An 11,787-nucleotide genomic window follows, 5' to 3' on the forward strand; every position below is an offset into this window, starting at 1 on the left:
GAAATGCCTATTCTATCCTTATTGATATTTTTACCGCTATTGGCTACGGCGCTCATTCTCGCCTTACCAACACGCTATAAATCGAGTTACAAATATATTGCTTTAGCATTCACAGCAATACAGTTTGTACTGGCCGGAATATGTTATGTACAATTTGATGCAAGCAAAACAGGAGTCCAAGATCTGGCGGGCTATCAATTTGTTGAACAGCTTTCCTGGATCCGGTTAGATTTAGGATCTATAGGAAAATTAGAGATTGATTATCTTATTGGTATTGATGGTATCTCCATGCCCTTGTTATTGCTGAGTGCCTTCGTTATGCTGATGGCTATAGGTGCCTCCTGGAATATTCAGAAAAGTCCAAAGGGATACTTTGCCTTGCTCATGGTACTTAATATGGCTGTTATGGGGATTTTCTGCGCATTGGATTTCTTCCTATTCTATTTGTTTTATGAAGTCATGTTACTGCCACTCTACTTCTTGATCGGTATCTGGGGTGGCGCAAGACGCGAATATGCAGCTATAAAATTCTTTTTATATACCCTATTCGGGTCTGTATTTATGTTGTTGATTATCGTCGGATTGTATTTTTCAGTAATCAACCCCTTGACTGGAGCACATACCTTCAACATGATCTATATGATGAATCCACAGAATTATCTTGAGGGTTCTATTTTCGGCTGGGAAGGTTATCAGGAGATTTTGGGCATTTCCGCTCGTCTGGTCGGTTTCATTGTGCTCTTTTTTGCCTTTGCTATTAAAGTACCCATTGTTCCGCTACATACTTGGCTACCGGATGCGCACGTTGAAGCGCCGACACCAGTATCTATTATTCTTGCCGGTATCCTTTTGAAAATAGGTGGTTACGGTATCATCCGTATCTGTTACAGCATCTTTCCCGATATGGCTGCCTTATCCAATTGGTGGCTGGGGTTAATTGGTGTTGTTTCCATTATTTATGGTGCTTTGAATGCCTTATCCCAAAAAGACCTGAAACGAATGATTGCTTATTCATCGGTTTCACATATGGGTTTTGTGCTGCTTGGAATTGCATCGCTGACTGCAGAAGGTATTTCTGGCGCCATGTTTCAGATGATTTCGCATGGATTTTTATCCGCGGCACTCTTTTTCCTTGTTGGTGTGGTTTATGACCGTGTACACGACAGAAATATCTATAGTTTCCGTGGCCTAGCTCAAATTATGCCCAAATACACAGGTTATGTCGCTGTCGCATTTTTTGCGTCCCTAGGCCTGCCCGGCTTTTCAGCCTTTATTGGCGAAGCCTTTGTCATTATCGGCTCCTTCAATTCGGCGAGTATAGGAACTGGATTACCGCGTTGGATGGCACTAGCGGGCTCCATAGGTATCTTATTAAGTGCGGCCTATCTACTTTGGACACTGCAACGCATGTTCTTTGGGCAAATTCGCTTAAAAGGTGGGGACTCCTGGAGTAATGCACTGACAGACGTCAATTTACGCGAACAAGTGATCTTATTTCCTACCCTAGCGCTCGCCCTATTACTTGGAATTATGCCGGCATTAGTGTTTAACAACCTAAACGCCAGTGTTCTGAATCTCGTGAGTTTTATCCAACAATTTATCTAATTCAGCATGCCCGCATTCAGTCCATATATCAGTTCTTTCATCGATCAGATTATCGTAAGCGTTCCTTATTTTAAGCCCGAACTGACATTGATCGTCACTTTTATTGGTACTATCCTCGCTAGCCTGTTTATTGACAGACACTGGAAGAATACCTCTTTTGCCATTACCCTCATTGGGTTATTGCTCAGTGGTTGTTACCTTGTGGGACAGGGACTCAGTAAGATCGAGGTAACAGGCTTCTTTGATATGATCCATATTGATGCATTTGCTGTAGCTGCACGTTTGATTATGCTGTTGTCGACAATCCTCATCTGTATCTTTATCCAACAACGCCAGCAAGACCGTCCCTTAGGCGACCTATACGCTGTGCTACTGACCGCAACCCTTGGCCTGAACCTGCTGACGATGACGAGTAACTGGCTGATGATCTTTATCGCTGTGGAGACTGTTTCGATCAGCTCCTATATTATGGTTGGCTATTTTTCTTCCACAAAGGTTCAATCGGAAGCTGCTTTAAAATATGTCCTGTTCGGATCCATCTGTGCCGCCGTTATGCTCTATGGCTTGTCTTTACTATACGGTTTCACGGGAAACCTGAATTTTGACGCTCCAAGCCACATTGCCGGCTTGATGGAAGCACCCCAGATCATGATCAGCATTGCTTTATTATTTTTGCTGACAGGTATTGGTTTCAAACTGAGTTTTTTTCCCTTTCATGTTTGGAGCCCGGATGTTTATCAAGGTGCCCCAACAGTGATTACCACCTATCTTGCTACAGTACCCAAAATTGCGGTCGTTGTTCTTTTGTCCAAGATATTCTCCGCATGGCTCAATGTTTCTTTTTATTTCAGTGATTTTCTGACTTATGTGATTATTGCGATCGCCATTGCAACTATGCTGATTGGTAATTTAGCCGCTTTGCGTCAACAGGATGCCAAAAGGATGATGGCCTACTCTTCCATCGGGCATACGGGTATACTCCTTATGGCTGTATTGGTTTATCAAAATAAGGAGTCAAATGTGCTCTTATTTTACCTTTCCATATACGCCCTGATGAACATTGCGGTCTTTATCTTTATTGATGCCTTGGAAGCTAGTTTAGGAAATACCACAATTGAATCTTATCGTGGCTTAGGAAAGCAATTCCCCCTGTTGTTCACCTCCTTTTCGATTGTTTTAATCGCTTTGGTCGGCCTACCTCCTACTGCAGGTTTTGTTGGAAAACTTTTGGTCTTTTCCAAAGTGTTCGAACAATACCAAAACTTCCAATCCTTCAGTTTGTTGGCATTACTCCTAGTTGGCGCATTGACATCTGTCATCTCCCTATTTTATTATTTTAAGATACCGCTGAATGCGTTTTTAAGAGAAAATACAGGATCTCCAGCTGTTAAATTCAATGTGCTACTCTTGTGTATTGGAATCTTATGTACCGTCGCGGTGTTGATCTTAGGTATCTTTCCCGATTTATTACTTTCGGCATTCTAGAAAACAGGAAACTCCTTTCATTTTAAATAAGTCTATCGTCCAATTCATTCGCTTAATGTCTGAAGTGAATAGTAAGAATAACTCCATAATATATTTTATATTTGTAACATGATTAGTGCAATAGCAAATCCAATTTTTCAGCGTGCTATCCAGGATTACCACGTATACGATCAGATTGATCATCCAATCCAAAACCCGTATGACAAACAATCCCTGGAACATCTCCTCTATTTAAAATGCTGGATTGACACTGTACAATGGCATATGGAAGATGTTGTGCGTAATCCCGCTATTGAACCTCAAGAAGGCTTATACTGGAAAAGACGTATTGATGAATCCAATCAGTATCGCACAGATACAGTAGAGTACATTGATAGTTATTTTCTGCAAAAATTTCAAGATATACAGGCGAGTTCTACAGCGACAATCAATACTGAAAGTCCGGCATGGGCTATTGATAGACTTTCCATTCTGGCTCTAAAAATCTACCACATGGAACAGGAAACATTGCGCACAGATGCTTCCGAGACACATATCATTTCCTGCCAGGAAAAACTAAACGTTTTATTGGAACAAAGGAAAGATTTATCCCAAAGTATTGATGAATTGATGACCGCCATCGCATCTGGCGATAAATACATGAAAGTCTATAAACAGATGAAAATGTATAACGATCCGGCATTGAACCCTGTCCTATATTCATCAGGAAAATAAAACATGTCCTTACCGCAGCGGATCATAGTAACCCGATTTTCAGCTATGGGCGATGTTGCCATGGTCGCCTCAGTATTGAAAGAATTCTGTATTCAATACCCTGATGTAGAAATCATAATGGTCAGCCGGAAATTCTTTGCTCCATTTTTTGATGGAATAAAAGGTGTACGGTTTCACGCGATTGAACCCAAAACAATTCATAAAGGTTTTTTTGGCTTAGTCAGGCTAAAAAAAGAACTGGCTCAATACGGCGCAGATGCTGTAGCTGACTTACATTTCAATTTACGCTCCCGCGTAGTCGATCTTTTATTTTCCTTATCGGGTGTAAAAGTAAAACAACTTGACAAAGGCAGGGCGGAAAAAAAAGCTTTAACCCGCGAAAACAACAAAATTAAGGTTCCTTTAAAGCTAACGGTCGAGCGTTATGCAGATGTATTTCGCGCATTAGGTTTCAAATTTGAACTCAGCAATAAATTGGTTCTTAATTTGCAGGATGTGCCCAAAGCGGCATTTAGTATGTTCGCGAATTTCGATCGAAAGAAAATTGGCATTGCCCCATTTGCACAACATCGTTATAAGATTTTTCCGCAAACCAAGATGGAACATGTAATAGACGAACTTACGCACAATGGCTATGATGTTTTGTTGTTTGGTGGTGGTGAACAGGAATTCCAGATTGCGCAAAACTGGACGGAGCGATTTCCCAATACCTATAATACCATAGGCAAGCTTTCGCTACGAGAAGAACTGGATTTGATTTCAAATTTAGATTTCATGATCAGTATGGACTCTTCGGGACTGCATATGGCATCGTTGATGGGCGTAAGGTGTCTTTCTTTGTGGGGAGCCACGCATCCTTACGCTGGATTCATCGGTTATGGGCAGCAGCTAACAGACTGCATCCATGTTGAACACCCCAACAGACCGAGTTCAGTGTACGGCAACAAGCCCTGTGATTGTGATGGGATAGAAGCAATCGATTTAATTACACCGGAAATGGTGATTGAAAAAATAAAAGCAATAGGATGAAGATAGGGTTAATAACCATTCGATACGGATTGGATATCACCGGTGGAGCCGAATTCCATTGTAGAATGCTAGCTGAACGATTATCAGCAAAGCATGACGTGACTGTATTAACCACCAATATCAAGTTTTTAAATAAACCATCGGAAGATTTCACTCCGGGCCTAGAAATTATACAGGGAATACCTGTGATGAGGTTCGTGACCGATAAAAATTCGCGTTCCGAAAAGAAAAGTAAAATCGCCCGGAAGATACGCCGATTGATCTATCGCTGGGGGTTAGCAAAGCCTATTTTCTCCTTATTTCCCATTTGGAAATTCAAAGTTGATGATGAATCAACCTATTTGGAAGGACATCCATTTTATTCGTCTTCATTACTTAACTATATTAGGGAATTCCAACACGATTTCGACAAATTCATTTTTTTTACTTACGAAAACCCGCTAACCATATTGGGATCTCTCCTTGTACCACAGAAGTCTATTCTGATTCCCACTGCACATATGGAAAGTATGTTATTTAGAAGTATCAACACACTTTTATTCTCAAAAGTCAATCATATTGCCTTTAATACAGAAAGTGAAAAAGAAATGTGTTTAGAAATTTTCAGAAATTCGCTGGCAAAAAATACAATTGTTGGCATAGGCGTCAATCAAATAGATGATTTACCAGCTGCAGCAGCCATCAGTGCCAAATATCAGATCAAATCACCATACCTACTTTATTGTGGTCGCATAACGTCTGTAAAAATCAACAATTTTATGACCTATTTTCTGAAATTAAAATCAGAAAAACAGATCGACTTGCAACTTGTACTTACAGGAGAAAATACCATGAATGTTGAGCAAGATCCGGATATCATCTATACTGGTTTTGTAAGTGAGGAAGAAAAAAAAGCGCTAATGCAACAAAGCTTTGCCATTATTAATCCTTCACTCGCCGAAAGTTTATCACTATTGACATTGGAAGCGCTCCACTTGGGGAAACCGGTCATTGGTAACAAAAAGTGTGATGTCATGGTCGAACATGAACGCAAAAGTGGGGCTGTTTTCTGTTATGATTCCTTCCAGTCCCTAAGTTCAATTATCACATATTTGCAAGATCCAAATACCGATAAGAACATCATTGAGGCAAAAGCTAAAGAATATGTTTCTAAATATTATAATTGGGATTTGGTATTAAGTAAATTTGAACACATTTTTAAAGAAAGCTAAACCGGGTCAAGCATGATAACAATTGGATTTGACGCTAAACGATATTTTCTCAATCGAACAGGCTTAGGCAATTATAGTCGGGACCTTGTCCGTATACTGGAACAATATTATCCGGATAATACTTATTTGAAGTATACACCAAGATTAGCGGACGACCATCTTTCGGATCAAGCTATCCTTGATCAAAAAATTCGTTTACCCAAAAATGCTTTTGACCGTGCTTTTCCCGCACTTTGGCGAAGCTTTGGAATAGCATCTGACCTGCTTAATGACGGTGTAGAACTCTTTCATGGGCTTACAGGAGAGATACCAAGGGGCTTAAAAGCCCGAGGAATTAAATCTGTTGTCACGATACATGATTTAATCTTCTTACGCTATCCCGAACTCTATAAACCCATCGATCGTTGGATATACAACAAGAAATTCCAATTAGCGGTTAATCACGCTGATAAAATTATTGCAATTAGTGAACAGACTAAATCAGATATCATCGATTACTATGCAATTCCCGAACATAAGATCGAGGTTATCTATCAGGGTTGCCATCCGGCTTTCAAGGTTCCAAAAAGCGACGACGAGCAGGACAAATTAAGGTTAAAATATAATTTACCCAAAGACTTCCTGTTAAATGTTGGTTCAATTGAAAAACGAAAAAATGTTTTACAAATTGTAAAAGCTATTCAGGATATCGATATCCCATTATTAATAATTGGTAAGAAAACACCCTATCTTGAGGAGATTAACAGATATATCGTAGCCAACAAATTGGAAAGCAAAGTCATTATAAAACAAGGGTTTACTATTGAAGAACTATCGACTATTTATTCGATGGCATCAATTTTTATATACCCTTCTATCTTTGAAGGCTTTGGTATCCCTATCATCGAAGCCTTATATGCTGGTACTCCTGTCATTACAACCAATTCGGGCGTATTTCCAGAAGCTGGTGGACCATCGTCTTGTTATGTCGACCCTTCAAATGTAGAGGAAATAAATCTAGCGATCAAACATATTCTCGGCGATTCCCAAGCCAGCGCTAGTATGATTGCGCAAGGACGTCACTATGTGCAAAAATTTAATGATGAAAAAATTGCATCAGAACTCATAAACTGTTATCAGTCCTTATTGTAATTTAGGCTGAACGGTATGCGTAAAATATTTATCCAAGACTTTTAATGCGATTATATCCTCTATTTTTTTATTTTTAAACTGAGCTATATATGCGTTCGCATTTTTTACAATCACCCTAGCCGCATGATCATCTGCCATAAAATAGCGCAATTTTTCCTCCAAATCAGAATAGTCATCTTTAATACAAATAAAATGGACATCTGGAATTAGGCGTCCCTCCATAAACCAAGTCTCATATTTCGGCATAGGCATGACGGCAATAGAATTTGAGGACATAATCCACTTCAAGTTTGTCGCAACATCGTTTCCCTCAAGCGCCAAAATAAATTTATAATCAAGGTGCCCTGCGATGGATAAATAATCCTTATCGGAAGATCGATTAGCCTTTTTGATGTTGCACAATGGATGATCACAATACAATTGGTAGAATCTGCTACGATGCACTTGTCCAAAACCACTCCTTCCGACCAACATATCTATTTTTTTATCAAAAGACACGTCGTCCTGAAGAAAATTAAAATGTCTTGCTTTATCCAAATTTAAGACTACTGCATTGCTATTATTACCATGAATAGGTCGGCTCTTGAGTAAAGTCGGATGTGAGGGAATATGAATGATATCACCTGGCAAAATACTGAACCGCAATTTGCGGTTAAAAAACCTTAAATATTCCTTACTGTCGAAATAATAAACGCGTATGCGTTCTGGTATGCGATATTTGCCTATTTCAATAGCGTCCTGATCTAAAGGCTCAAGCCGTTCCAACTTATTGTAATAATGTACCCTATCATCAATATATGTGGCATTTTTGCGATAATAAGTGCTATTTAAAAGCTTTGTCAGTTGGGCTTGAGAAAGACTATCAGGAACTAGCTCCCTAAGAATTGCTTTAATATAATAGTAAATCTTATTATTCTTATTTCGCAAAAAGATTCTTTTGAAATTCATCGATGTGCAATACTTTTCCTCAAAAATAAGTAAAAATAACTCTCCCTTAAAATAAACAAACCTAAAAGTCTGTATCAGGCTTTACAACAGGAATACGCAGTTGCAGTTTCTTCCAATGGTTAGACTTGTCTTTATAAATCATGAGTTTGCCTAATTTATACTTAAATTTCAGTAATCCTTTATAATCATCTTCTATGCAGCGATACGCTACACTCGGATTCTCTTTCAGAACTTCATTAATCGCTAATGTATAAACTGTTGGGCCGGTCATCGCATGCACATCATGTGGAAATCGATTCTGTTCAATATTATCCACAATCAGTTCCATCGTTCTTTTTAAAAAAGGATGTCCTTTATCAAAGATCAGTGCCCATTGTGCATACAGGCTCCTATTGTTCTCATGCGTTATTACCGCAACGTCATCGCTATTTAGATATTTATCGAGGGAAACTAACAAATCACTATCTAAATCTATATAAATGCCACCGTATATATATAAAACAGCATAACGAAAAAAATCTGCTTTGGCGGCCCCTATCTGAAGACGATGATAAGCTTTATTTATGCGCTCATCAAAATGTTCAGCAAAGAAGTCACTCACCCGTTGATCATCATAGAACTCATATGAATAACCCTTGTTCTTTTTCAAGAACGAGCGAATATAGAGCTTCGTAAGCCAAGGAATCTTATTATCCTTAAATGTTTGAAATATATTTTTCGGAATTCCCATGATAATGAATAACTACAGGAAACTAGAAAGTCCGTCAGCACAAGATTTCAGCTTTTCTAATTTTGTCTTTTCTAATAAATGATCGTTTTGTGGAAGAGCTTTTCTAGACGCTTCTTTATGATATAAGTGATACCCAATTGCAGCAAACTTGATTAGTTGCCCTTTGAGTCCATAATTGAATAAACGTTCCACAAATTCACTGTCTTCCCGGCCCCAGCCTTCAAAAAGATTATTAAAACCATTCACTGCACGAACATCGCGCATGTAGAAGGACATATTACAAGAGCGTACTTTGCTTCTTTTATGTGCTAGGTTTTTCGCAGTCCATCGTGCTAAAAGAAGATTACGAAAACTACTTATTCTCTTTTCAAATCGACCAGATTCGAATCCCGCCTGAAACATATTTGGATACTTTAGTTGATTCGACTCGGTTAACAATTTAGCTGTTAATGCTTGATCCAGTAAAACCCTTCCTCCTTGAATAAAATGTCCGTCTTTGGCAAGTTTTAGGTGGTCTTCAATAAAATTTGGTGCCATGAGAATATCACCGTCCACGAGTATTACATAGGGTGACTTCACTTGAGCTAGTGCTTGATTTCGAATACGCGCAACTCGAAAGCCACAGTCTTCCTGCCAAACATGGCAGATAGGAATTTCAGAAACTTGCTTATAACGGTGGACCAGCAGTCTTGTTCTATCGTCAGAACCGTCATCAGCAACAATAATTTGACTCGGCAAAACTGTTTGATTGAATGCAGACAATAGCACCAATTCCAATGCATCGGGCCTATTATACGTTGTAATAATTATTGAAGTTTCCAAAAAATAGCTATAAAACCGTAAGTGCTAATCAGATGATTTCAGGTATTTATCAATACCATTATCACAATAGGTCAAATTTAGCTTTTTTGTCTTTGCAAACAAACAATTGTTGTTGCCTAAATTTTCTTTTGCATTTATCGCATGCCAAATATGAAACACAATGCCGCCGAATTTTAAGAATCGTTTTTTGATGTTGATATTTAGAAGTCTAGCGACAAATTCTTTATCTTCCGGCCCCCAGCCCTTAAAGTCTTCATTATAGCCATTCACACGAATGGCATCTTCTCTCCAATAGGCCATATTGGCACCATGAATCTCCCAACGCTCGTTGCCTTTGTTTTTATAATTAAATTCAAAATATTTCCATAACAACTGAAAACGAAAAGCACTGAATAGGTTCGAAACTCCTTTATCGAATCTATTCACCTTTGTATCACGCTTAGTCAATTTTTTCTCGGAAAATTCCCGATCAAGATAAATACGGCTGGCCCGTACTACGGATCCTCTTTGCGCGAATTTCCGATGGTCCCGAATAAAATAGGGGTGCAAAATTAAATCACCATCAATTTGAACAATATAGTCAGATGAGGCTTTAGCGATTGCTTTATTTCTGATTTTCGCCAACTGGAAACCTTCATCTTCATGCCATACATGAATAAAAGGAATATTAAACTTACTTTTATATTCTGCTACAATTCGCTCTGTCTCCTTTCCAGACCCGTCATCAGCGATAAGGATTTCATCAGGAAGATCCTTCTGATGCAATACACTTTCTAAGCATAATGCCAACGCCTCCGGCCAGTTATAAGTAGATATTATTAGAGAGATTTTCATTTATTCATCTATTGTTAAAAACAGCATCCAAGACCTCATACTCTTTCTTTACGGTATGATTACTTCTCATATATGCAATAGCCTGATTCGATTTCCTTTCATGAAATTCACCCTCCCGGAGCAATTCAATTATATGAGAAGCGAAAGCCTGTTCATTTAGTGCTATAAGACATCCGTTATCTGATTTATTAAACAATCCATCGACACCACGTTGGTTGGTTACAACCGGAATGCCAAAAGATAATGCTTCCAAAACCTTTATTTTGATTCCTGTCCCTGAAAGCATTGGACAGATAGCAACTTTAGCTTGCTCATAATATGCTGTAAGATCATCCACCAATCCATGTTTTATAACATTTTTCACAGTTGGAATATGTGCACAAATCTTGCCAATCACATGCAGTTCAACATTCGTAAGTAGTGGAAATACTTTTTCTAAAAACCACGTTATGCTTGTCACATTATGGGGATTGTCACTGGCTACATAAATTAAGTCAATCTTTTTTTCGCGTTCTTGAATAACTGGCGATGGCATTGAAACTGGAATTAACCGAACAAATTTATCAGCAAACTGTTCAAAAATATATTTTTCCTCAATTGAAAATGTCCATATCTCATTAAAAGAGGTCATCATAGACAACTCAGCTCCAAACATTTTACCCAATTGACGCATTGAAAAGTTTTCCTTTTCCTTTGTCTTATTTTGCAGCGTCAGAAAATCATGCGAATCTAAAATTGTATAAGGTCCTATCAAATTCTTTACCAAACTACCAAATTCAACATAACTAATAATAACGTAATCATACTTATGATCGCTTAAAACCTCTTCAAATCTTCTTTGAAATGATGGCGAAACACGATCAATCAAATTGGAGTGGAATATATTTTTAATCTCTTTTTGTAATTTATCACGAAAGAAATAACTAATCCTATTTTTTTTGGAAGATTTAAAAGGTAAAATAATCAGGTTAATATTTGGAAATTCGGATTGAAAAATAGCTTCATCACCTGTTCTCCAATTAATTGAGGATACAAAATCGATCTCAAAATTTGCATTTAGCGTATTAAAATAAGTTAACAATTGCTTACACCTAGTCAAATTGCCTGCTTTCGAACTGTTAGGATTTTCAGGCATAAAGTATAATATTCTCTTTTTCTTTATTGTTTGCATTTATTCTTATTGAATAGGTAAAAAGCAGCAATTGCTTTTATAATAAATAATACGAATTATTCTCGGAAAATGCCACATTCTCCTTGATTTTTCTTTTGCAGGAGTAT

The 11,787-nt window shown here is 38.1% G+C and carries 11 protein-coding genes; 6 read left to right on the forward strand and 5 right to left on the reverse strand.

The window, feature by feature from the left end:
- Nucleotides 1–3 precede the first annotated feature (3 nt).
- The 6 genes from AAH582_RS21990 (at nt 4) to AAH582_RS22015 (ending at nt 7,175) form a co-directional block, all read left to right on the forward strand.
- Entirely contained in the window at nt 4–1,605 is a 1,602-nt protein-coding gene (locus AAH582_RS21990) for a complex I subunit 4 family protein (protein ID WP_046672769.1), read from the forward strand.
- Between the two features lie 6 nt (nt 1,606–1,611).
- On the forward strand, nt 1,612–3,090 hold the full coding sequence (locus AAH582_RS21995; protein WP_343320617.1) for an NADH-quinone oxidoreductase subunit N: 1,479 nt from the start codon (nt 1,612–1,614) through the stop codon (nt 3,088–3,090).
- 108 nt (nt 3,091–3,198) lie between these two features.
- On the forward strand, nt 3,199–3,804 hold the full coding sequence (locus tag AAH582_RS22000) for a DUF4254 domain-containing protein (RefSeq protein WP_046672771.1): 606 nt from the start codon (nt 3,199–3,201) through the stop codon (nt 3,802–3,804).
- 3 nt (nt 3,805–3,807) lie between these two features.
- Entirely contained in the window at nt 3,808–4,833 is a 1,026-nt protein-coding gene (locus AAH582_RS22005) for a glycosyltransferase family 9 protein (RefSeq protein ID WP_343320620.1), read from the forward strand.
- Entirely contained in the window at nt 4,830–6,044 is a 1,215-nt protein-coding gene (locus AAH582_RS22010; RefSeq protein WP_084823096.1) for a glycosyltransferase family 4 protein, read from the forward strand. The genes AAH582_RS22005 and AAH582_RS22010 overlap by 4 nt, the downstream gene beginning before the upstream one ends.
- A 12-nt stretch (nt 6,045–6,056) precedes the next feature.
- The gene (locus AAH582_RS22015) at nt 6,057–7,175 is read left to right on the forward strand and encodes a glycosyltransferase family 4 protein (protein ID WP_231585217.1); all 1,119 of its coding nucleotides are present in this window, start codon (nt 6,057–6,059) and stop codon (nt 7,173–7,175) included.
- On the opposite strand, the gene AAH582_RS22020 is transcribed toward AAH582_RS22015, so the two are convergent.
- From AAH582_RS22020 to AAH582_RS22040, 5 genes are all read right to left on the reverse strand, one after another.
- Nucleotides 7,167–8,123 (reverse strand): glycosyl transferase family 90, encoded by a 957-nt coding sequence (locus AAH582_RS22020; RefSeq protein ID WP_343320624.1) that lies wholly within the window; start codon nt 8,121–8,123, stop codon nt 7,167–7,169. The genes AAH582_RS22015 and AAH582_RS22020 overlap by 9 nt on opposite strands.
- Before the next feature lie 61 nt (nt 8,124–8,184).
- Nucleotides 8,185–8,853 (reverse strand): glycosyltransferase family 32 protein, encoded by a 669-nt coding sequence (locus AAH582_RS22025; RefSeq protein WP_046672774.1) that lies wholly within the window; start codon nt 8,851–8,853, stop codon nt 8,185–8,187.
- A 12-nt stretch (nt 8,854–8,865) separates the two neighbouring features.
- The gene (locus AAH582_RS22030) at nt 8,866–9,675 is read right to left on the reverse strand and encodes a glycosyltransferase family 2 protein (protein WP_046672775.1); all 810 of its coding nucleotides are present in this window, start codon (nt 9,673–9,675) and stop codon (nt 8,866–8,868) included.
- 24 nt (nt 9,676–9,699) lie between these two features.
- Nucleotides 9,700–10,509: a glycosyltransferase family 2 protein gene (locus tag AAH582_RS22035; RefSeq protein WP_046672776.1), complete on the reverse strand. Its 810-nt coding sequence runs from the start codon at nt 10,507–10,509 to the stop codon at nt 9,700–9,702.
- A 4-nt stretch (nt 10,510–10,513) separates the two neighbouring features.
- Nucleotides 10,514–11,680, reverse strand: coding sequence for a glycosyltransferase family 4 protein (locus tag AAH582_RS22040; protein ID WP_343320628.1), 1,167 nt, complete (start codon nt 11,678–11,680; stop codon nt 10,514–10,516).
- Between the last annotated feature and the right edge of the window lie 107 nt (nt 11,681–11,787).

It is taken from the genome of Sphingobacterium multivorum (assembly GCF_039511225.1).
In the GTDB taxonomy this organism is placed as follows: domain Bacteria; phylum Bacteroidota; class Bacteroidia; order Sphingobacteriales; family Sphingobacteriaceae; genus Sphingobacterium.